Below are 23478 nucleotides of genomic sequence, written 5' to 3' on the forward strand. Positions count from 1 at the left end.
CCACCTATTTTTTCTTAGTTATCTCACCTGTTTTTTTATCAAATCCGTAAGGACAGTGGCGGCATCCGCTTTTGCAGCAGTAGCCACGTTTCAGGTGGTATTTTTCCGTGAAACATTTGTAGCCTTCGGGCGTATAATAAAAATCTTCCCCCTCTTTTAAATTATTTGGGTCAATTTGGTTATTCATGGGAACAAATTTAGGAACTTTACGGTTAATGATAATACTTGTAATTAAATATTTAACGCCTAAAGGGTTTCGTGGGATTACACTTTTTCCGTTTATTCTTCTTACCCGGAAAGAAGACCGGGAAGATAGGGTAATGATTAACCATGAAATGATACATATCCGACAGCAGTTGGAAATGCTGATTATACCTTTTTTTCTTTGGTATGGTATGGAATTTCTGGTTCGTCTGATGCAATTTAATGATAGACATTTGGCGTATCGGAATATCAGTTTCGAAAGAGAAGCCTATGCCAATGAAAAAGACCCCGACTATTTGAAGCAGAGGTCTTTTTGGAAGTTTTTGAAGTATGTCTGATTTAGAATTTTACTATCGAGACTTTAAAGGCCGTGTTTGGTGGATTTACGCTTGCGCCACTTAAGTTTAGGAAACGTACGGATACAGTATCTGCAGCGCTTACCCATGCTTGGTAATCTAAACGTCCATCCGTCATTACACCTGCTGGAATTCCTAAAATTACAGGATCGCCCGAAACTGCGCCAGAAACGGTAATGGTAAGTATTTCAGAAGCTCCATTTGCAATGTTTCCAAAATTTAGGTTTGCTGAGCCAGTTAATGTTTTAGCAAGGGTGTACCTTGTTCCAGCTGAAGTAACAAAGTAGTTTGTTCCATCATATTCTACCGCACCGTTTTCCGGGGTTGTTAAATTGGTTCCGCTTGTTAACTTTAGTGGAGCCGTACTTGCGGCGGCAGTACCAGCTGCCAATGTTAATTTTGCGGATGGGCTAGTTGTGCCGATACCTACATTTCCAATCTGGTCAATTCTCATTCGCTCTAAAAATAGTTCGGAGCCGACAGTTCCCACACTAAAAACCATGGGTCTGTCACCCGATGCCATTTGGTAAAATCCTTTGCCGCCAAAACCCGAAGCACCACCAGTATTAACATAGCCAATGTGACCTCGATAAGCAGTGTTCTGAAGAAAATATACTCCACTAAAACCACCAGATGTTGCATTGTCGATGGACATTACCCCACCACCATCCTGATCATTGCGAACGGATAGTTTGTAAGATGCAGCGCTTGTTCCGATACCAACATCACCATCCAATTCTACTCGCATTCTCTCAGTGCCAGCTGTTGCGACTCCCAGGATATCAGCTCCGGGGCTGAATAGTCCTGTGTTGGTGTCGGTTTGCCAGGAATAGGTTGGGAGTGCGGCGGTTCCTAAAGAGTACGATTGAAGTTGACCGCTGTTAGCGTTCGAAATGTTCCAGCGATCAACTCCTCCAACACCTGTTTTGATTCGCAAGTCTTGGGCATCCGTAGTTCCGATAAAATTAGTTCCTGCTGTTGTACCGGCGTTACCGGTAAGCGACCAATCGGAGTTTTTTCCGGTAGACAACGCTATCCAAAGCGATCCGCTCCAGTAGTAGTAGCCCGGATTGACTCCGTTTGCTCCGCCTACCGTAGCTGTGTTGTATATTAATTCTGAAACTGTCGGCGTTGTTACCGGAGCTGCAATATTATCTGCTGTAAGTGCAACACGGGGTATTAATAGACCGTCATTTGTAGATGTAATGTCTAAAGCTCCTGAAGGTGAAGTAGTTCCGATTCCAACCTGTGCGGAGACATTTTGAATTTGAAACAGTATCAATACCGTCGCGAAAAGTAATTTAATTCGTTTCATATCTTTTGTTTTTTAATTATTTCAAAACTTTACAGATACAAACGTCTTTTTCTTGGGGGGTTTTTGGAAACATAAATTTAAAGCAATTTTTTGGCGATTGGTTCTTTTCTTGTTAAAAAGTAGTTGAATGGTGATGTGTTGCCGATGATTGTTCTTTTTTGAATTAATCGAATTACGAATAGTGCTGAGAAAAAATGATTGCAAACAAAAAGCCCTGCAGTTCTTTGCAGGGCTTGATAAAGTGAACTTGAAAAAGCTTATTTTTTAGGATTTTGTTTCTTTTGGTAATGCATTAAACTCTCCGGAATTCTTTCGAATTTAACATTTTGTCCGTCAAAGTAAATTGGAGTACCTTCTTCTGTGCCACCGTCGTTTGTCATCACGCCATCCATTTTCTTATCGAAATCTTTAGCTAAGATCGTGCTTGATATTTCTACGCCATTTTCATATCCTTTTCTTGCAGAAATTGCTGTCCAATTAAACGAAGCATTGCTTGTTCCGTTTAGGTTTTCTTTGATATAAAAACCTGTTGAAGTTACTTGGCTAACATAAACTCCTTTTGTAGCGCCGGTAGGAGTGATGGTAATATTAATCAGTTCCTCATTTGTGTTTGCAAGCGCAAGGAAATTGTTGTCGAACGCAACAAAGGCTTCTCCGTTATTTAGTTTTGCTTTTCCTCTTGTTGAAACATCTACAGTTGTTGAAGCAGTCATGTATGTTGCAATTCTTGTGTTTTCTTTTTCGGTTAACTGAACGATTGGTTCGTTTACGATGGTGTTGCCCTGAACATACATACCAAACTCTTTTCCTTTTGTCATCAAACCGTATTGGTTTCCTTTCACGTAACCTCCCATGAAACTACCGTTGATTCCGATACCGACATGGTTGTTTGGTTCTTGTGTGTTTCCTGCTCTTCCCGTGTTTCCAGCTCCGATCGATTGGTTTTGATTACCGCCATAAACACTGAAAGTTGTTCCGGATTTAGTTTTATATCCTAGTATTCCAAAACCTCCGGAGGAATTTGTTCCTAACACCCCGCCCGACGCATCAGGTTGTCCGGCTACACCCAAAAGCAGGATGTCACCAACGACACCAAATTGAAAAGAATTTGTAGAGGAGTTAGAGACTCTGGTAGCATAATTTCCATATACAGAACTCGTTGCAGGTGCACTTGAATTGTATGCACCCCCGCCAAGACCGGTTCCTACTGTGATGTTATTGTTTTCACCCAATACAGGAGTTGCTGTCTGTAAACCTGCACTTGTTTCGTCTATAATTCCGTGAACACCTATTGGGATAATTGAAACACCTGTAGCCCCTGAGGTCTGACCTAATACACCTTCTCCTGTCTGAACGAAAGAGGATATTGTACTTGGTTGCGTAAGTCCGACAACACCATATCCTGTTCTGTTCGCATATCCGAAGATACCCATTCCGTTTGCATCGGCATATCCTGAAACGGCTCTTGCAGCGGTAACGTTTGGATATCCGGTAATGTTGCTATACGACGAAGTGGACGTATGTACGGATAATTTATCTCTTGAATCTTCTCCGGAAGCTTTTCCAATTACAGATTGGCCTTCAATTCGTACTCCGTTTGCTGGTGCCGCATTTGCAGCAGCGTAAGTCGATCCAATTGTGGCATTTGCTGCAACAGACAATGTACTTGCTGGTGTGGTAGTACCGAAGCCGGTATTTCCTGAGCTTAAGATTCTGAATCGTTCTGTTCCGTTTGTTTTTCCGACGAAGTCAATTGCGTCAGTAGTTCCGATAAAATTTGTTCCTGCAACTGTTCCTGAGTTTCCTGTTGTTGTCCAGTCGATGCTGCCTCCGGAAGAAAGTTTAACCCAAAGCGATCCGTTCCAATAGTAAAAACCAGGGGTCACCTGATTTGGACCTGCAGCTGAAGTATTTGTATTGTATACTAATTCTGAGGTGGTTGGGGTAGTAACTGTTGCAATGTTTGTTGCTGATAATGAGATTCTTGGGATTAATAGACCATCAGTGGTTGATGTTACGTCCAATGCTCCATTCGGTGTAGTGGTTCCAACACCTACCTGGGCAAAAATTGTAGTTGGTGCCGCAGATAATGTTAGAATTAATAATAGTCTTTTTAAGTTCTTCATTTTTAACAAGTTTGTGGGTTATTTTAGTGGCAATGCAAAAATATACGTTTTTGTAACATATACAACATATATTGTTAAAAAAATGAAAAAAATTTAAAACATAAAAAAAGCCCTGATAAACAGGGCCTTTACTATTGTTGGGGGACAATATTTAATAGATCACTTTTTTGGTGATTATTGTATTGTTTTCAAGCGTAACCTTCACAACTAAGGTTGAGTTAGTAGGTGATAACGTTGAAGCTGTGAACTCATTGGAATTGACTTTTTTGTTGTTTACAAGCAAGCGTCCCAATACGTCATAAATAACAATTTCTTTTATCGGTTCTATAGTGGAATTAACTTTAAGTTTTTCATCCGTGTAAATCACCACCGAATTTTCAAGTAAGGTGTTGTCTTGGTTGCCTAAAGTGTTTTCAGTATAGCGAAGTATAAATCGATTATCAAATTCGCCTGCAGCAGATGTAAAACTATATGGTGCTAGTTTTAGATCGTGTACGATATTTAACATTTTGTCTTCCAGATAAATATTCTGATTGTCGAATTCGTCATCCAGATGGTCAATGCCTATAGTGTAATTTCCTTGTGCAGTAGATTTAAATCCTAGAGGGATTAAATCAGTAGCGACAAATGGCCAAGGTCGTCCTTGAATGGTTAGTTTCTTATCAGCTCCCAAGGAGTAGAATTTAGTTGCATTTCCAGCTAAAGCTTCTCCGTCTAAACCTCTGTCCCAAGATAAGCTTGCTCCTTCCGCGTAGCCTACAAGAATCTGACTGAAACCATCATTGTTATTTGACAGGTTTAACCAAAGGCGTTGTTTGTTGAACCCGTTAGCGTTAAAATTATTAGCGGCATTTTCAGAACGGTAGAAGTTACTGTTGTTATTGGTTACGCGCATGCTGTTGTTAAACGTGACATTGCCAGTGGTACCATTTGCCATCGCATCATCTGCACTGATGAAGAACGATTGTCCTGATGCAATGTAGCGGGTAGGGGCAGTTCCTCCTGTAGTCGCTGTAGTTGTTGAACCTAATGAGTTAACCGTTGCATAGTCGTTAACTGTATAATTATACACGTAATTACCATAGAAAGGATCTACTTCAGCATTGCTTGGCAATGTGTTGTGCGTCCATAAATAAGCCGTACCATCTATAACCGGAGTGTTTGCTGGTAAGTTTAAGAAAGTAACAATGTCAATAGCCGATGGATATGGATTTCCGATAAGATTCCATTCGTCATCTGAGTCTAAAATAATTGTTGAATTTCCCGGAACAGTGCTTCCCATGTTGGCATTTGTTCCTTTCTTGATCGGCATTAAAATGTTACCATTGTTTGGCGTTCCCGTAAAATTAACCGTATAAGTTTGTTTTGCTCCTGAAGCAGGGAAAGTGCTAGGTGCTCTGGCAATGATTCCGTAAGTAGGATCCATCGCTGTCGTTGTGGCAACTTGTGTCCACGTACCATTTCCGTTTGCAACAGTTGGTGTGTATTTAAAGATATAGTTCGTTCCCGAAGTCAAATTACCAACTGCAAAATTAGAGGCAAGGGTAACCGGAGAGTTCCAGTACGAGTAGTCCAAATTATACATCGGTGAAGAGGTTCTCTTAATATGAGCCGTTCCGGTATTTGCGACATTATTCGTTTGTACTAAACTTGCGTCATCTTCTAAGATTAAGTCACCTCCCGCATTAATGTTTACCGTATTTACAATTGAAAGGTTGTTGTTAGGATTTACGGTTAAAACTGCACCATTGTTGATTACAATGCTGTATCCTAAACCTACATAACCTGAACCACTGATAATAGGGTCGTTTGTTACATTCGGAATTATAATGCAATCTGCTGCAGTTGGTACGCCTGATGGAGTCCAGTTGTTAGCTTTAGTCCAGTCCGTATCTACGGAACCGTTCCACACTTTACTGTTGGAAACTGTTACAGTGGTTTGTTCTGTTTCTTTCAGCGTGCTTCCATTACAAAGAGTGTAGGTTACTTCCGCTGTGTAGGTTGTTGTAGAAGTCGGACAAACGTTTATTGTGTCGGTGTTTCCAACTACTGGGCCAGTTGTTCCGGCTCCTTCATACCATTTGATGGTTGTGATTGAAGCACCTGATGGAACAAATCGCCAAGCTTCATTGGTTACAGACCAGTTGGTGTCTAAACCATTTCTTGCAGGAGCAGTTGTCGCAACAGTACCTGACGCATTCTGAACACCTATTATAGCATTTCCGTCATTCCAAGTGGAACAAATGTCTTTTTTCTGAACATATACTTCTATGATGTTTGTGTTCTCGTAAAGTACCATCATTCCTGTGTATAGCATAGAATTACAAGAAGATGAGAACATTGGGATATCTTTCCAGGAAGCAACTAAAGCTCTACATCCTGAATTTAAGGTAATCAATTCCCAGCCAACTTCCCCTCCTTTGCTTGGGTCAATGTCTTGATAAACACCGAAAATAGTGTTTTTGAATAAGGATGTGTCAGGAAGGCCGGTGGCAAAACTCCAAGCCGAAAATCCTCCGGACGTGTTGCTGGTCAAATCGAAAGTCAGTACTCCATTAGAGCCGATTAAACATTGGTTGTAGTTTGATCCGTAGAAACAAAAGTTGAAAGGAAGATTAATTACCGGAGACCATACGTCATCCGTATTAACACTTACCGGATTGGCCAAACATCCGAACTGATATGGAGGTGAATAAGCAATGCTTTGCGCAGTGTAACTTGTTGTCTGCCCTAATTGTAAATAGGTAGCTTCTAAATCTACACAGTTTGAAGCTGATGAGCAGGTAATTGCTGCCGGATCTGCTCCGTTCAGCCCTAAACCACCCGAAACAACAGAAGGGCATCCTAAAGTTGATGTACCTACTCCGCTTCCTATGGCACAGTTAGGGACATAGAAATTTATTGGGCCAACCCAGGCACCTTGTCCTAATCCGCCACCGCAATTTGAGCGAACCCAAATGTAGTATGTGGTTCCGGATGTTAATCCGGTAAGGTTCGCTGTTGTTACCCCTGCAGCAGTGCTCCCAGAAGGCGTTGTGCCACTTGTCGGAGCAGTATTGCTTGTTGAGTAATAATATTGATAACCATTGGCAGGAGCTGGTGTTGCAGCTGTCCAGTTTACTGTTGCAGTAGTTAACGAAGTTACTGTAACCGTTATTGCGGAAGGATTGCCTGAACAAGGAAGTGGACCTAAGCAGGTTACTTTGTAATCTTCTGTTTCACCATACGCATGATCACCACAAGCTGGAGCAGGGTTGCTTAAATAAGCATTTCTGATTCTCATTCTGTAGTTTCCGGCCGGAGTTCCTGCAGGAATGGTTACAGATCCTACTGATGCTGGAGAACTTAAGTATCCTGTTGTTAAAACGCTTTCGCCGCTATCCGAGAAATCACCGTCATTATTCCAGTCAACCCAAACCGTATATCCATAAGTACTGGAAGGGTGGGTTGCGGTGATAGTAAAGCTTAAACCTGCATTTTGTGATACAAAATGAGTTGCAGTATAATCTATATAGCCGCCCGCACTGAAAGTAGTACCATTATTTGAAATATTGGCAGCTCCACCAGCTGTTGTAACGCCACTGATGTAGTAAGTTGTGTTAGTGCTGTTGTTTGCAGTACAATAATAAAATGGAACTACTGCATTTCCGGTTGCCGGTGATGTCGTCTGATAAAGTGGTCCACCACTACAAACTGCATTATTGGAGAAAATAAAGAAGTAGTAAGTTACACCTCCTGTTAATCCTGTTAATGAGAACGTTGTGTTGTTGTCTGTATCTGCAACTGTATTTCCTGCGCCAACTGTACCTCCCACTGTATATGTGGTTCCGTTTACCGGTGAAGGTGTGGTGCCTGTTGTGTTGTAAACTACTAAATAGTTAGTTGGTGCCGGGCTGGCAGCTGTGAATGAGCCATTAATCGAACCATTCGCAGGTTGAGTCAATACCAATGCGCTTGGCTGGGAAGTTGGGGTAGTACAAGCCGCAGTTGCCGTTACTACAAACGTATAATCTTCAGTTTCACCACTAGAAATTGATCCGCAGGCCGAAGGGTCAGTCGCTAAATAATTAGCAACAATTCTCATTCTGTGACTGCCTACAGGCGCTGTTCCCGGTACCGCAATAGATCCGGTAGCAGAACTTACATAGGCTCCTGAGGAATATACTTTTTCACCCGCGTCATTAAAATCGGCATCGTTATTCCAGTCAACCCAAATGTTGAATCCAAAAGTGCCTCCTGTGAAAGCGGTTGAAAAGTTAACACTTGCAAACTGTTGTTGTGTAACGGTTTGTGCCGTGAAATTACCATATCCCGTAGCAGAGTAACCCGATCCGTTATTGGTAATATTAGTAGAACCTAATGTTGTCGAGAAGTTATTGATATAGTAGGTTGAACTTGTAGATGTTGAAGAACAGTAGAATACTGGAGTGGTCGCATTTCCGGTTAATGGGGATGTCGTTAAGTATAGTGGACCTCCGGTGCAAGTGATACCATTGTAAGAATATACAAAGAAGTAGTAGGTAGTGCCTGCACTTAATCCTGTAATGGAGAATGTTGTATTTGTGTCGGTGTCCACAACAGTTCCTCCTGTGATACTTCCGCCAATAGTGTAGGTAGTACCGTTTGTTACCGTAGGGGCCGTTCCGGTAGTGTTATAAACAACTAAATAGTTAGTAGGTGCAGGTGATGCCGCGGTAAATGAGCCATTTATCGTGCCATTTACAGGTTGTGTCAAAACTAATGTTGTTGGCTGGGCAGTTGGGGTAGTACACGGGGTACGTGTTGAGGCACAAATTCCGAATGTTCCATTGTTGTCATTACCGTATTCCCATACACGAATGTAGATCGTTGTTCCAGGGGTTAGCCCTGTAACTGTTGCGGAAGACATGTTACCATTGGCACTACTGTCGTCGTCACAGGCGATTTGCGTCAAAGATCCGCAGGCACCTGTGTAAATTGCTAGTCCACTGTCAAGCATTACACCGGTTTGTGTATCTATTGTTACTTCTCCGGTTGCCGGAACTACAGCACTGAACCATACGTCTCCGCCTGAATAGGTTGAACAACTTGGTGCCGATACTCCAGAACTTCCAGTTGCATAAGCGTTTGTGTAAGTAGTATAGGAGCAGCTCGTATTTACGGTTAGAGCAATAGCTCCTGCGCAATCGTCATTTGACGGGGGAGCTGTAACACAAAGGCTGTTAAGTGTCATGTTGTTGTTGTTTCCAACGTTTGACACTTTTACATAGTAGGTTCCATTTGCCAGAGTTGCAGATATTGTTTCTGTTTGAGCACTGTTTGTGTTGGTGTCCGCATTCGCACACGCAACTTGTGCTAATCCTACACAAGTTGATGTCTGTGATATCAACTGTAAATACAGGTTTCTGTCTCCTGTACTTGCTGTTATCACGACTGGAGTTGGACCTCCCGTCACGGTAAAGGAATACCATCCTTCTCTTCTGAAAGTACCTGTAGTACAGCCAGAACCAACATTTGGAGAATGTTGTCCCGTGTCTGTGATAGTTCCGCTCGCACACGCGCCATTAATTGTTATTGGGGTCGCTGAAGCACAATCTGTTCCCTGTGAAAATCCAAAAAGGCTAGTTAGTAGGAAAAAAATAGAAAAAGCTGCCGACTTCCAAAGTTTGTTTGGTGAAGGGTACTCGCAATCTACTGAGTTTTCAAACGCATTCCTGCTAGTTTGTTTTAAGAATCGGTTAATAAAATAATTTTGTTTCACAATTTTCTTGGTTTTTGTGTTGGTTGTTTGGAAAAAATGAATTTTTGGCTGTATGTAAAAATAACAAAAGTGTCGATAAAACAACTAATTTGTTCGACGAACTATGATTTTGTTGTAAAAATGCTGAAAAAAATTCAGAAAAATCGCAAATTGCCCGTTTATTAACTAAATTACGTTAAAATGTTATATTTATGTTAACTGTGTTAAATTGTTGTAAAAAGCACCTTTTTTTTAACCATAAAAAAAGCCTCGAATTTTCGAGGCTTTTAGTGTTTTTGTAAGGTTTTTTAGAAAATTATCTTTTTGGTGACTACAGCACCATTTGTCAGTTCTGTTTTTACAATGAGGGTTTTAGTTGTCGGATTTAAGTTCTTAACTTCAAAATCGTTACTGTTTACTTTTTTGTAGTTACCCAATGTTCTTCCTAATACATCGTAAACCGTTATTTCTTTTATCGGTTCTAATGTCGATTTGACATTGATCTTACCATTGTTGTATACAAGCAGCGAATTTTCAATTGCATTGATTTCGTCATTGCTTAATGTGTTTTCTGTATAGCGCAATACAAAACGGTTGTCAAAAGTTCCCTGTTCTGAAGTGAAGCTGTACGGACTACGTTTTAAATCGTGAACTATATTTAAAGTTAAGTCTTCAAGATAGATGTTCTGGTTGTTGAACTCCTGATCAAGATGATCAATACCAATTGTGTAATTATCTTGTGCTGTCGTTTTGAAGCCCAGCGGTACAATGTCTTCCTGAACGAACGGATAAGGACGTCCCTGAATAGTTAGTTTTTTATCTTCAGTAAAGGAATAGAACTTAACGGCGTTGCTGGCTAAGGCTTCTCCGTCCAATCCTCTGTCCCATCCAAGTGTTGCTCCCTCGGCATAACCCACTAATATCTGACTGAATCCTCCGTGGTTGTTTGATAAGTTTAACCAAACTCTTTGTGCCGAGAATCCGTTAGGTGTAGACGGTTCGTCTCCTGTTCTGAAGAAATTATTATTGTTATTCGTCACACGCATGCTGTTGTTGAAAGTTGCATTGGTAGTGGTTCCGTTGGCTACTCCTGCAGCAGGTCGGATAAAGAATGATTGTCCGGCATTAATATATCGAGTAGGCGTTAATCCTCCTGTAGCTGCCGTACTAGTTGCTCCTAATGAATTTACAGTTGCGTAATCGTTCGCGGTATAATTCAGAACATAATCGCCGTAGAAAGGATCCGGAATGGCTGACGATGGAACAGTATTATGTGTCCAAAGATATACGGTTCCGTCGACTACCGGTGTGTTTGCAGCATTGTTTAGGAAAGATACAATGTCAATTGCAGACGGGTAAGGGTTTCCGATTAAATTCCATTCATCATCCGCATCTGTGATGATAGCACCGCCTACCGATGTTCCAATGTTGGCGTTTGTTCCTTTAGAAATTGGCATAGTGATGTTTCCATTGTTCGGTACTCCGATGAAATTCACTGTTTGGGTTTGTTTTGCTCCGCTGGTAGGGAAGGCCAGAGGTGCTCTGGCAATGTATCCTCTTGTCGGGCTCATCACTGTGGCAGCGCTTTGGTTTGTCCAAATTCCGTTTCCACCCGCTTGCGTAGTGGTGTAATTCCAAATGAAGCCGGTTGCAGTGGTCAGATTGCCTAAGGTGTAACCTGAAGCTGCTGTAACAGGTGAGTGCCAGTAGGTGTAATCCAAACTATACATTGGTTGCGAGATTCTCTCCATGTTCATGTTGCCGGTATTGGCAACATTGTTGATTTGTACTAAGCTACCGCTGTTTTTGATGTTAAAGATTCCTCCTTCATTTTTCACCCACTCGGTAATTGTTAAGTTGTTGGAGGATTGTAACTCAAGATTACCGGTATTTTTAATGGTAAGGTTTTTTCCGTAAGCATTATAGCCGCTTCCTGAAATTATTGAATTGGCCGGGATGATTACACAAGTGTTTGCGTCGGGCACTCCAACAGGGGACCAGTTATTCGGATTATTCCAGTCTGTTGAAACGGTTCCTTTCCATACTTTGGATTTGTTTGTGATTGTAATCGGTGTACTGGCAGAACATCCGTTTGCTAATATAGCACTCGCAGTAAATGTATACGAGTTCATTTCTAATTGGGCCAATGTTGGTTTTACGTAGACCGTTACTGCCGGAGTTCCTGCAACGTAAGGGATAGTACATGCCGGATCCGAATATGCATCAGGTAATGAAGCGCCTGACCAGTTGAACGCCGTGTTTAAAGGTTTTGTTCCGTACAGGTCTATATTGTCAATGGCAACACCATCACACCATTCTCCGTAATAGCGTACTCTTACTTTTAAATTGGCTTGGTTAACATACGCGTTTAAGTTATAGGTTTTGGTGATGAATTTTGTTCCGAAACCTACATCCGCTGTAAATCTTTCTAACTCGGTCCATGATCCTCCGCCGTTAGTTGAAACATCAACGGTAACATAATCCAGTGTTAAGTTTGCTCCGTCGATATAGTATCTTGAGTAGAACATTTTTAAACTCAACGTTAAATCGGTAAATGAAGTTGAGTTAACCGTCGGTGAAATTAACGCATTGTGAGTTACGTAAGAACCTACATCGGAAGTGGCCATAACAAATTTATTGGCGCCAAAACCGGATGAGATTGCAGGGAACCATACCTGTTCAGCAGGTACAAAAGTACTTGTTCTGTTTTGCCACATCGTTTTTCCGTTGATCGTGGCGCTGTTACTAACAATGTTTTGATTTGTAAAGACCCCTAAGCCGCTATTGAAAGCCTCATTGATAAGGTATACTTGTTCTGTATCTCCTGAAGCAGTTAAAGCCAATACGATATTTTCTCCACAAACCTCTGGGGTAGTTGGAGTAAAGCTCAAAGTTGGTATTGGGCTTACTTTTGCTACAATAGGAGTTCTTACCAATGATTCACATCCATTATAGGCAGTCACATAATAGGTAGTTGTGCTTGATAAAGAAGGTGTTGTCCATGTTCCGGTAGCTGTTGTTGCCACAAGGGAGCCTCCGGTAAGTGCATTGTACCATCTGAATTCTGTCGGTGCGCCTGAACCGGTAGTGTTTAAGTTTACAGTTCCTGTTCCGCAGGTGTTTCCGTCAGTAACTGAAGTGATTAGTGCTGAACAGCTTGCTACAACCCTAAAAAGATAGTCTTCTGTTTCTCCGTAATAATTAATATTCTGACACTGGTCAAAAGTTGAGATTGCATCCGGGTCAATTGGGAAAACAGAGTCGTCTTTGCTTATACGGATACGTACTCTGTAGTTTCCGATCGGCTGAGCTGAAGGAATTACGAAACCGAATGTTGTTGAGTAGGACGCAATTCCTCCTACGTCATACACCTTTTCCCCTGCGTCTGCAAAGTCACCGTCATTGTTCCAGTCTACCCATGCTTTAAGGTAACCTCTATTGGTTGTTTGGGTTGATATGTTGACACCTTCACCTTGTGCTTGCTGTGCAATAGTTCCAAGTCCGGTAAAATCCTGATATCCTCTTGGTGATGAAGAGTAAGTAGAGTTGTTTGATGTGTCGTTCAATGTTCCTACAAAACTGATGTTAGTGAAATAGGTCAAACTTTCAAAACCGGCACCCACGGACGGCGTACAATAGACCGGTGACGCGGCTGTTGTTGTGGTTGAGCCATTTAATGGTGTAATTGTTCTGTAAATAGGACCGCCAAGACATAAATTATTGTATGAAAAAACAAAAATATAGTAAGTGGTTAGGTTTGATAAACTTCCAACTGAAAAAGAAGTATTGCTATCAGTATCTACCACCGTATTTCCTGCGCCCACTGTGCCGCCAATAGTGTAAGTTGTACCGTTAACAGGTGATGGTGCTACACCAGTAGTGTTGATTACCACTAAATAGCTGTCAGCAGGTGGTACGGCTGCAGAGAATGAGCCTGATATTGTTGTTCCGGTAGGGGTTAATGTCAAAGCGGTTGGCTGTGCAGTAGGTGCAGCACAAGCAGAACCTAATAGTACATTGACTTTATAGTCCTGAACATCAGTTAAGCTGTTTGTGTTACAAGGGGCTGCTACACCTTCTGTATCGAAAGCTAATTCAACACGAAGTCGGCTTACGTTAACTACAGCTGCGATAGGAACTGTAAAGGTGTTTGTTAAAGTGACGCTCTGAGCTGAGGCTACAGTGGAACTTGTGGATAATATAGTTTCGCTGGCGATATCGTATACACCATTATTGTTCCAGTCAATCCATGCTGATATGTTTTTCTTAGAAGTAGTTTGGTTCCAAATCTGCACACTGATCGTGTAATTAATTCCTTGAGTAACGTTCGTAGATACAGTAGGGTAGTAATCACGATAGCCGCCCCATGCTGCATTATTTTGGTTGATGGTGTTTAAAGTTACATTGGAGATATAAGAAGTTGCGGCTGTACCACCTCCCGCAGTACAATAGGTGTAACAACCCGGTCCGATTGGAGTTGTTAGTACAACCGTGTCAGATATATTGCCACAAGATCCGTTTGCTATGGTCCACTGCAAAGTTGCTGAACTTCCCGGAACCAATCCTGTAACCCCTGAAGTAGGGGATGAAGGTGTTGTTATGGTAGCTGTGCCCGAAACCAATGTCCATGTTCCTGCTGCTCCGGTTGGAGCTGCATTTCCGGCTAACGTAGCGGTTGTTGCGCAAGTAGTTAAAGTTTGATCGGGACCTGCATCTACGGTTAGGGTAGGACAGGTGTAGGTGAATTTAATCTGACCAGCACCGCCAGTTCCTCCAGCATTACCGGAGCCTCCTGATTTTCCATATCCACCTGAGCCACCAGCTCCTGGTGTCGACCCGGGGTTTCCGGTGCCTGTAACATTGTTTTTGCCATTAGCTCCTGCAGCTCCACCAGTGAAGCCTCCTGGGACACCGGCACTTCCGCCGGCAAGACCTCCTGAGTTTCCTCCGTTGCCTCCTCCTCCTCCGGAGCCGCCACCGCCTCCTGAAATTGATCCTAAAACTCCTGCCGCTCCATTTCCTCCATTTGAAGTGAAATCTCCAACGCTGCTTGTTGCTAATCCTCCATTACCACCAGCACCAGAGTCACCTTTTGCTCCTCCTTTTCCGCCGTCTGCCGTAATGGTTACGCCATTGATGGTGGCAGTAACTGTGGTTCCGTCACCTCCGTTTGAAGCTGCTGCGCTTGTTGCTGCAGGTGAAATTGTAAAATTGTAAGTTGCTCCGGGTACTACAGTAATACTGTTCCGTCTGGCATAAGCCCCGGCTCCACCACCGCCACCGGCCGAGCCATTGGCTGGATTTGAACCTCCTCCGGCGCCACCGCCTCCCCACGCTTCCACGCGGACTGACGTAACTCCGGCTGGACAAACCCATGAACCCGATGTGGTGTATGTGTTAACCTGAGCAGATAGTTGGTCTGCAGATAAAATCAATAAGATCAAAATAAGAAATGAAGATATTTTACCTGAGAGGGTAACGGCTTTCATTTTTTGAATCGCTGTAGAAAGGCAGGATCTTTCTTGCTCAGTTTTTGGAATTCGATTTGCGTAATTTTTCTTCATAACGTAGGTTTTAAATCTCATATTTGTAAATATATAGCAAAAAGCTTTAATTGTAATATATTCTTCAAGGTTGCGTCTTGTTTGTTAAAAATATCGCACAATTGTTTTCCCTTCTTTAAGGATAATTCAAAACCGCTTTATAGCGGTGATTTTGTGGTTTTCGTCGATTTATTTTTTTTTAAGAAAATCTTTTTTAAATTGCAAAAAATAACAAAATAACAGAATAAAGTTATTTTTAAAACTTAATTTGAAAGAATTAACTTGTTAAAAAATAATATAATGTAGGTTTTGTAGTGCAAATAGTTTTGAAAAAAATAACGCTTTGCATCTTATCTGTGTAAAAGAGATATTTCGCTAAAAATGCTGAAATTCAAACTGTAAGTATTGTCTGAAAAACTTTTAATCGTTTTTTCAAAGATTTAATCGATTTAAAGTAATATGTGTAAAAGTTTTGTGAAAATAAATTATATTTGTGAATCAATAGTATAAGTAATCCCAAATACCCAAAGTCTATGAAGTCAAAATTACTCAAAGGAACATTATTGCTAGCTGTGGTAATGTTCAATCAATCAGAGCTTTTTGCTCAAATGTATGTTAGTCCTAACAGTTACGTGTTCGTAAGTAATGAGCAGTTGTTTGTTAAGGGGGATGTCGAGTTAAATGCGGCAACTAGTAATATGTATCTGAGAAATGATGCGCAATTGCTTCAAGGGACGGTTGCTTCAGGAGCCAATAAAGGAGTAGGTAGCCTTTCCGTATATCAGGAAGGAACTGCTGATGGTTTTGATTATAACTATTGGTGTTCGCCAGTAGGGAATGTGCTTTCTGCGACCTCGGTCAATAATCCTTTTGGAATTACACAACTAAAAGATATTACAGGTTTGATTACCTCGGCTGATCCGGCGATAACATCCGGTTATAACGGGACGGCCTCTCCATTTACAATTTCCAATCAATGGATATACAAATTTATAACTTCCAATGCCTATTCAAATTGGGTTTTTGTCGGAAGTGCAAATACTATTGATGCAGGTCAGGGTTTTACCATGAAAGGGACCGATGGAACCAGTATTAATAATCCGGGTGCAAACCAGCGTTACGATTTCCGTGGAAAACCAAATGACGGTAATATCGGAATCACGGTAGCGGCAAGTATGAGAACTTTGACCGGAAATCCTTATCCTTCTGCTATTAACCTTAATCTGTTTTTAAGAGACCCTGCGAACTTGGCGGTTACCAATGGCTCGGCTTATTTCTGGGAACACAATGATGCAGTAAATTCTCATATTTTAATTGATTACCAAGGAGGTTATGGAGTATATGTGGCAAATAACGGTGATTATTCCCCGGGAACTTATACTGCAGCAACATGGAATACTTATAATCCTGACGGAACATTAAATACTAGTGGTGTTTCTACAGGCAGTACATATAAAAGAATGTTCAGTCCGATCGGTCAGGGTTTTATGATTGAAGGAACCGGAGCGGGTACGGTTCAGATGAAAAATTCCTATCGCGTTTTTGTGAAAGAGGGAGCTGCTAACAATTCACAGTTTGAAAGAACTGCAAACGATGGAAGATGGCAGGAAATACAAAATGTGGCCGGAGTTGATTATACACAGTATTCTAACAAAGAATTACCTCAAATTAAAATCCATACCACTTTAAATAATCAGTATACAAGAGAGGTGGCATTAGCGTTTAAAGGTGATGCTACAGATGGATTTGATATGGGGATGGATGCGAAAGTTCCGGAAGATAATTTACCAAATGATGCTTATTTCCCATTGGATGCAACTAGTCAGTATGTTATTTCTACACTTCCGTTCGGTATCGAGAAAAGAATTCCGTTCGCTTTCAAAGCGGCAGGTCAGACTACATTTAAAGTTACTGTAGGGAATGTGATTAATTTTACAGATGCTGAGAATGTTTATTTGTATGACAAGTCCACAGGTTTGTATCATGATATTAAAAATAATTTCTTTGAGATTACATTACCGGCCGGCAACGTAAAGGATAGATTTGAAATTACTTTCAGAGACAATACATTGTCGTCTCAGGATAATGCACTTGCCGGAAGTCTGACTGTATATCAAAACAATGGTGTTAAAAGTCTGAACATTGCCAACCCTCAAATGATCGATCTGGCATCGGTTGCGGTTTATGATATTGCTGGTAAATTAGTGTTTACAAAAAGCAAATTAGGCGCTAATGCAGAATATTCATTCCCAACATCGAATTTGAGTGATGGGGTGTATGTTGTTAGATTGAATTCTAGCGATAATAAAGAAATGGGCGTAAAAGTGTTGGTGAAAAACTAATACAGTTCAAAATGAAAGAATATAAGTGCAGCTGTTAAGGTTGCACTTTTTTTGTTTATATATATTATCTTTGGGCGATGCAATCATACAATCAGCAAATTACTATTTCGGACACAAAAAGGATTTTACTTTTTTTAAAGCGGGAAGATTTGCTTGATCCTGAGATTTCGGGGAATAAATTTCGGAAGCTAAAATATAATCTTGTTGCGGCTGAATCAAAAGGATTTAAAACACTCTTGACATTTGGAGGTGCATTTTCCAATCATATTGCTGCCGTTGCGGCCGCTGGTAAGAAATATGGCTTTAAAACTATAGGGATTATCAGAGGAGAAGAACTAAAGGGTAAAATTGATGAAAATCCTACTTTGTCGTTTGCAAGACAAAACGGTATGGAGTTTATTTTCCTTTCGCGTGAGGATTTCCGTCAAAAAGGAACTCCGGAGTTTGCGGAAAATTTAAAATCAGTATATGGAGATTTTTATCTCTTGCCGGAAGGAGGGACGAATGAGCTCGCGGTAAAAGGTTGTGAAGAGATTTTAACAGAGGAAGATGCTCGGTTTACCCATGTATGTTGTGCTGTAGGAACAGGAGGGACTTTATCCGGGATAATCAATTCACTGAATGAAAATCAAAAAGCGATGGGATTCCCTTCGTTGAAGGGGGATTTTTTATCGGATGATATTCGTAGATTTGCAAAAAATAATGATAACTGGGAATTAATCACTGAGTATCATTTCGGAGGATATGGCAAGGTGTCTGAAGAATTAATACTTTTTTTAAATGAGTTCTATGATACCTACGGGATTCCTTTAGATCCGATTTATACCGGGAAGATGATGTTTGGAATTTTTGATTTAATAAAAAAAGGGTATTTTGCTGATGGTTCCCGAATACTTGCTGTTCATACAGGTGGTCTACAGGGATGTAAAGGGATGAACCTCCTTTTGGAAAAGAAGCGTTTACCACTGCTAAACTATATATGATATTGAAACGGATTTTTATTTTATTTCTTTTTTTAGCGATTTGCAGTTGTGGCTCGACTACTAAAGTACGAACTACCTCGACACGTCCTAATAAAACCAAGGCCGTAACGGCGAAAAAGCCTGTAGTTACTGTTAAACAGAATGATAAGCCAACTCAAGGAGGAAGCAGATCTGAAGTTCTGGAAGCGACTTCCAAGATTTCGGTGACTCCGGAATTGGTTCGGGAATATATCGAACAATATAAAGAGATCGCAAAAGATAACATGCGTAAACACGGAATACCGGCCAGTATTACTTTAGCACAGGGGGTTTTGGAATCAGGCGCCGGAACAGGTGTTCTGGCTCAAAAAGCGAATAATCATTTCGGGATTAAATGCCATGCAGGATGGACCGGAGAAAGTGTTCGTCATGATGATGATGCCGAACAGGAATGTTTCCGTAAATATGAGCAGTCTGCGGAATCGTACCGTGACCATTCTTTGTTTCTGACAACCCGAAGCCGCTATGCCAATCTGTTCAGGTTAGATAAAGGAGATTATGTCGAATGGGCCAAAGGTTTACGCGCTGCGGGTTATGCCACAGATGTAAAGTATCCTGAAAAACTTATAGGGCTTATTGAGCGTTATGAACTGTATAAAGTAGACGAAGAAGTTTTGGGATCGGGTTATAAACCAATTGCAAAAACGCCGGTAGCGCAAATGGATGATAAGTCGTACAGGGTTTCACAGGGAGATACATTGTATTCTATCTCCAGGAAATTTAATATTACCGTTGATGAGTTAATAAACATGAATAAACTTTCGGATAATTCAATAGCCATAGGTCAAATTCTTAAAATAAAATCATAATAATGTTATATCAGAGAAGTAGTCAGCTATTTGTCGAGGCTGCAAAAGTAATTCCAGGTGGTGTCAATTCTCCAGTAAGGGCTTTTAAAGCAGTAGGGGGAACTCCTATTTTTGTAAAAGAAGCCAAAGGTCCTTATTTGTATGATGAAGACGGAAACCGATTGATCGATTATATCAATTCCTGGGGGCCAATGCTTTTAGGACATGCTTTCGAGCCTGTAGTAAGTGCTGTTATCGAAAAAGCAAAAAAAGGAACTTCATTTGGGATGCCAACCGCTTTGGAAACTGAAATCGCCGCTCTGGCAGTTTCAATGGTTCCGAATATTGATAAAATACGTTTTGTGAATTCAGGGACAGAGGCATGTATGAGTGCTATACGACTGGCCCGCGGATATACTAAAAGAGATAAGATTGTTAAGTTTTCGGGATGTTATCATGGTCACTCGGATTCGTTTTTGATTCAGGCGGGAAGTGGTGCTGTAACTTTCGGTTCGCCGAATAGTCCGGGCGTAACAGCCGGGACTGCAAAAGATACGCTTTTGGCTCGTTATAATGATCTTGAAAATGTGAAGCAATTGTTTGAAGCGAATAAAAATGAAATTGCTGCGATCATCATTGAACCGGTTGCCGGTAATATGGGATGTATTCCGCCGAAAAAGGGGTTTTTGGAAGGTTTACGTCAACTTTGTAATGAAAATGGCGTGTTGCTTATTTTTGATGAAGTTATGACCGGATTTCGTCTGGCTAAAGGGGGTGCACAGGAATTATTCGGAATCACTGCTGATATTGTTTGCTTCGGAAAAGTAATTGGAGGCGGTTTGCCGGTAGGCGCATTTGCAGCCCGAAACGAAATTATGGATTATTTAGCTCCGGTTGGTCCGGTTTACCAAGCCGGGACATTGTCGGGGAATCCATTGGCAATGGCGGCTGGTTTGGCAATGCTTCAGGAAATTAATTCGGATGCCGGATTATTTACCCGTTTGGAAGAGAAAACTGCTTATTTGGAAAATGGAATTGCGAAAGTTTTAACCGATAATAACGTTGTGTATACTATAAATCGTGTCGGATCAATGATTTCAGTGCATTTTGATGCTGAGCCGGTTTATGATTTTCAAACCGCAGGGAAGGGTGACAATGAAACTTTTAAAAAGTTTTTCCACGGATTGCTGAGAGAAGGAGTTTATATTGCGCCTTCTGCCTACGAAACATGGTTTATTACTGATGCGCTGACGTATGAGGATTTAGATTTTACGATCAGCGTAGTAAATAAGGTAGCAAAAGAATTATAATAAAAAAAACCACCAGTGAAATGGTGGTTTTTTTATGCTTGTTCAGAAATTATTTTTTCTTCTTAGCTGTTGCAGTTTCAGCAGGTACTTGTGCAATCATCTGAGCGTAAAGATCTTTGTGTTTTTCTAAAGTAATCATCTGATCGTTTGTTAAAGAAGATCTCAATTTAGCATCGATGATTGAAGTGATTTCAAGTCTTCTTGCTTGTGTCATTTCAGGAGCATCTAATTCCTGGTATTTTTTTATGAACAAATTGTAGATTGCCATTTGCATGTTGTTGTCAAGCTTAACAACATTCATCAGTTGTTCAAGATCTTTCTTGGCGCTGATTTCGTATCCAACAGATTTGTCTTGAGCTGAAGCGTTTATTGAAAAAGCTAAAAACAATACAAAAAGGGTAATTATTTTTTTCATAATTTTTATTTGTGGTTAATAGTTATATTCCCCAAAACTAAATAAAAATGTATGAAATCCAAAATTTAAGTGAAATAATTATCGGTTTAATGATTTTTGTGATATCTCATCTGTTTTCTTTCCTTCATCTGTTCCATCCTGTCTTCTTTTAGCTCCTTCCATTGCTCCATCTGTTTTTCGGAAAGGATTTTTTTCATTTCCGCTTTAAAAGCGATTTGATCATCCAGCATTTTGCTCTTCATGGCGAACATCTCATCGTTGGTTGGTTTCTTGTCAGAATCCTTCATTTCCTGATGTTTCGCCCTTGCTTCCTGACGTTTTTTATTTTGCTCGGTCAAAAGCTTTTTCATGTCTTTTTGCTGCTTGTCGTTTAAGTCCAATTCCAATGTCATTTTTTTTACCTGTAATTCGGCTTTTTGTTCAGCAGTAAATTCTTCCCGGTGCATTTTTCTGTCCTGTGCAAAAGTTGCCACTGAAATCATAAGGGCAACTGCAATAATCACGTTTTTCATCTCTTTAGTTTTTTTGTGTTACGGAGGTAGGACAATCCAAAGTTTAAAAGGTTTAATCGGAAAATAAAAAAGGAGCTCAAAATGAGCTCCTTACTGACTATAGATGTTCTTGTGGTTTTAGTCTTTCAAGGCAACAAACTTGCTGTCGCCGTTTACAGTTACCGATGTTAATCCGTGTTGCGCTAACGTTTTCATGGCTTTATCCCATTTTTTGCTACTAAGAGAAGCTTTGATCTTAAGTTCAGACAGTTCCATTCTGTTTTCGTGTTTTTGAAGCAGTTCCACAATCAGTTTCTCTTCGACTTCCAATTCAATCTGGATTGTTTTTTTCTCCGGACGCATTTGCGGGAAGAACAAAACTTCCTGGATTGAAGCATTGTTAGTTAAGAACATGATCAAGCGGTCCATTCCGATACCTAAACCTGATGTAGGCGGCATCCCATATTCCAATGCTCTTAAGAAATCTTCGTCGATAAATTGCCCTGCTTCATCATCACCTCTTTCTGATAGTTTTAATTGTGCTTCAAAACGCTCTCTTTGGTCAATCGGATCGTTCAATTCCGAGTAAGCATTTGCGATTTCTTTTCCGCATACCATTAATTCAAAACGCTCAGTCAGTTCCGGATTGTCACGGTGTGATTTACACAATGGTGACATTTCTTTCGGATAATCCGTGATGAAAGTTGGCTGTATAAAGTTTCCTTCGCATTTCGCGCCGAAAATCTCATCAATCAGTTTCCCTTTACCCATGGTATCATCCACTTCGATTCCCATTCCTTTCGCTGCGTCGAATAATTCCGCTTCCGATTTTCCGGAAATGTCAAAACCTGTAAATTGTTTGATCGCGTCGGTCATCGTAACTCTGGCATAAGGTGCTTTGAAGTTAACTTGGTGCTCACCAAAAGTTGCGTCAGTGGTTCCGTTCACTTGTAATGCGCAGTATTCCAAAAGGTTTTCCGTGAATTCCATCATCCAGTTGTAGTCTTTGTAAGCTACATAGATTTCCATTGCAGTAAATTCAGGATTGTGCGTTCGGTCCATTCCTTCGTTACGGAAGTTCTTCGAAAACTCGTATACTCCTTCAAAACCACCTACGATTAATCTTTTTAAATATAGCTCATTGGCAATTCGCATATATAAAGGAATGTCCAATGAATTGTGGTGTGTGATAAATGGTCTTGCCGATGCTCCACCCGGAATCGATTGCAGTACAGGAGTTTCCACTTCCATATAACCGGCTCCGTTAAAGAAGGTACGCATTGCAGTGAACAGTTTTGTTCGCTTCATGAATACTTCTTTTACCTGCGGGTTCACCACCAAATCCACATAACGCATACGGTAGCGCAATTCCGGATCGGTGAATGCGTCAAATACATTTCCTTCTTCGTCCATTTTCGGTAAAGGCAACGGGCGTAAAGTTTTGCTTAAGAAAGTAAAATTAGAAACGCGGATACATTTTGCTCCCACCTGAGTCGTGAACAATTCACCTTCAATTCCGATAAAGTCGCCTAAATCCGTCAGTTTTTTGAAAACGGTATTGTAAAGCGTTTTGTCATCACCTTCGCAAATCACATCACGGTTAAAATAAGCCTGAATTCGGCCTTCGCTGTCCTGAAGTTCGGCAAAAGAGGCTTTCCCCTGATCGCGTACACTCATTAAACGCCCGGCTACCACAACCTTCTTGCCTTCTTCAAAAGCGTCCTTTATCTGCTTCGACGTATGGTTTACGGGAAACAAATTTGCCGGATACGGATTGATGCCAAGTTCTCTCAACTTGCTCAATTTCTCTCTTCTGATGATTTCTTGTTCTGAAAGTTGCATAATTC

The 23478-nt window shown here is 40.9% G+C and carries 13 protein-coding genes; 5 read left to right on the forward strand and 8 right to left on the reverse strand.

The features are described from left to right. Positions 1-4 precede the first annotated feature (4 nt). Entirely contained in the window at positions 5-187 is a 183-nt protein-coding gene (locus AC3E9U_RS05395) for a C1orf53 family protein (protein ID WP_488745884.1), read from the reverse strand. 28 nt (positions 188-215) lie between these two features. Between AC3E9U_RS05395 and AC3E9U_RS05400 the strand changes: the two genes are divergently transcribed. Then, positions 216-542 (forward strand): hypothetical protein, encoded by a 327-nt coding sequence (locus tag AC3E9U_RS05400; RefSeq protein WP_488745885.1) that lies wholly within the window; start codon positions 216-218, stop codon positions 540-542. Between the two features lies 1 nt (position 543). On the opposite strand, the gene AC3E9U_RS05405 is transcribed toward AC3E9U_RS05400, so the two are convergent. From AC3E9U_RS05405 to AC3E9U_RS05420, 4 genes are all read right to left on the reverse strand, one after another. Continuing rightward, positions 544-1875 (reverse strand): hypothetical protein, encoded by a 1332-nt coding sequence (locus AC3E9U_RS05405; protein WP_488745886.1) that lies wholly within the window; start codon positions 1873-1875, stop codon positions 544-546. Between the two features lie 257 nt (positions 1876-2132). Then, a complete protein-coding gene (locus AC3E9U_RS05410) occupies positions 2133-4001 on the reverse strand; it encodes a hypothetical protein (protein WP_488745887.1) in 1869 nt (622 codons plus the stop codon). Between the two features lie 151 nt (positions 4002-4152). Continuing rightward, positions 4153-9741: a DUF8693 domain-containing protein gene (locus tag AC3E9U_RS05415; protein WP_488745888.1), complete on the reverse strand. Its 5589-nt coding sequence runs from the start codon at positions 9739-9741 to the stop codon at positions 4153-4155. A gap of 287 nt (positions 9742-10028) precedes the next feature. Next, positions 10029-15284 (reverse strand): DUF8693 domain-containing protein, encoded by a 5256-nt coding sequence (locus tag AC3E9U_RS05420; protein WP_488745889.1) that lies wholly within the window; start codon positions 15282-15284, stop codon positions 10029-10031. A 512-nt stretch (positions 15285-15796) separates the two neighbouring features. Between AC3E9U_RS05420 and AC3E9U_RS05425 the strand changes: the two genes are divergently transcribed. The 4 genes from AC3E9U_RS05425 (at position 15797) to hemL (ending at position 20725) form a co-directional block, all read left to right on the forward strand. Beyond that, positions 15797-17605 (forward strand): T9SS type A sorting domain-containing protein, encoded by a 1809-nt coding sequence (locus tag AC3E9U_RS05425; RefSeq protein WP_488745890.1) that lies wholly within the window; start codon positions 15797-15799, stop codon positions 17603-17605. Positions 17606-17682: 77 nt separating this feature from the next. Next, the gene (locus AC3E9U_RS05430; protein WP_488745891.1) at positions 17683-18588 is read left to right on the forward strand and encodes a 1-aminocyclopropane-1-carboxylate deaminase/D-cysteine desulfhydrase; all 906 of its coding nucleotides are present in this window, start codon (positions 17683-17685) and stop codon (positions 18586-18588) included. Continuing rightward, positions 18585-19436, forward strand: a complete 852-nt coding sequence (locus AC3E9U_RS05435) for a glucosaminidase domain-containing protein (RefSeq protein ID WP_488745892.1) — start codon at positions 18585-18587, stop codon at positions 19434-19436. The genes AC3E9U_RS05430 and AC3E9U_RS05435 overlap by 4 nt, the downstream gene beginning before the upstream one ends. Positions 19437-19438: 2 nt before the next feature. Next, positions 19439-20725: a glutamate-1-semialdehyde 2,1-aminomutase gene (gene hemL, locus AC3E9U_RS05440; RefSeq protein WP_488745893.1), complete on the forward strand. Its 1287-nt coding sequence runs from the start codon at positions 19439-19441 to the stop codon at positions 20723-20725. A gap of 49 nt (positions 20726-20774) precedes the next feature. Here hemL and AC3E9U_RS05445 read toward each other — a convergent pair whose 3' ends face one another. The 3 genes from AC3E9U_RS05445 to lysS all read right to left on the reverse strand — a co-directional run bounded on the left by AC3E9U_RS05445 (position 20775) and on the right by lysS (position 23473). After that, a complete protein-coding gene (locus tag AC3E9U_RS05445; RefSeq protein ID WP_488745894.1) occupies positions 20775-21140 on the reverse strand; it encodes a hypothetical protein in 366 nt (121 codons plus the stop codon). Between the two features lie 86 nt (positions 21141-21226). Beyond that, entirely contained in the window at positions 21227-21652 is a 426-nt protein-coding gene (locus AC3E9U_RS05450; protein WP_488745895.1) for a DUF4890 domain-containing protein, read from the reverse strand. A 117-nt stretch (positions 21653-21769) separates the two neighbouring features. Further along, positions 21770-23473, reverse strand: a complete 1704-nt coding sequence (lysS, locus tag AC3E9U_RS05455) for a lysine--tRNA ligase (RefSeq protein WP_488745896.1) — start codon at positions 23471-23473, stop codon at positions 21770-21772. Between the last annotated feature and the right edge of the window lie 5 nt (positions 23474-23478).

The sequence above is a fragment of the Flavobacterium sp. 21.1 genome (assembly GCF_057801535.1).

Excerpts from the sequence above, each read along its gene's own strand:
- AC3E9U_RS05430 (WP_488745891.1), top strand. The coding sequence starts at position 17,683 with ATGCAATCATACAATCAGCAAATTACTATTTCGGACACAAAAAGGATT.
- AC3E9U_RS05420 (WP_488745889.1), bottom strand. The coding sequence starts at position 15,284 with ATGAAGAAAAATTACGCAAATCGAATTCCAAAAACTGAGCAAGAAAGA.
- AC3E9U_RS05450 (WP_488745895.1), bottom strand. The coding sequence starts at position 21,652 with ATGAAAAACGTGATTATTGCAGTTGCCCTTATGATTTCAGTGGCAACT.
- AC3E9U_RS05410 (WP_488745887.1), bottom strand. The coding sequence starts at position 4,001 with ATGAAGAACTTAAAAAGACTATTATTAATTCTAACATTATCTGCGGCA.
- AC3E9U_RS05395 (WP_488745884.1), bottom strand. The coding sequence starts at position 187 with ATGAATAACCAAATTGACCCAAATAATTTAAAAGAGGGGGAAGATTTT.
- AC3E9U_RS05435 (WP_488745892.1), top strand. The coding sequence starts at position 18,585 with ATGATATTGAAACGGATTTTTATTTTATTTCTTTTTTTAGCGATTTGC.
- lysS (WP_488745896.1), bottom strand. The coding sequence starts at position 23,473 with ATGCAACTTTCAGAACAAGAAATCATCAGAAGAGAGAAATTGAGCAAG.
- AC3E9U_RS05425 (WP_488745890.1), top strand. The coding sequence starts at position 15,797 with ATGAAGTCAAAATTACTCAAAGGAACATTATTGCTAGCTGTGGTAATG.
- AC3E9U_RS05445 (WP_488745894.1), bottom strand. The coding sequence starts at position 21,140 with ATGAAAAAAATAATTACCCTTTTTGTATTGTTTTTAGCTTTTTCAATA.
- AC3E9U_RS05400 (WP_488745885.1), top strand. The coding sequence starts at position 216 with ATGATAATACTTGTAATTAAATATTTAACGCCTAAAGGGTTTCGTGGG.
- AC3E9U_RS05405 (WP_488745886.1), bottom strand. The coding sequence starts at position 1,875 with ATGAAACGAATTAAATTACTTTTCGCGACGGTATTGATACTGTTTCAA.
- hemL (WP_488745893.1), top strand. The coding sequence starts at position 19,439 with ATGTTATATCAGAGAAGTAGTCAGCTATTTGTCGAGGCTGCAAAAGTA.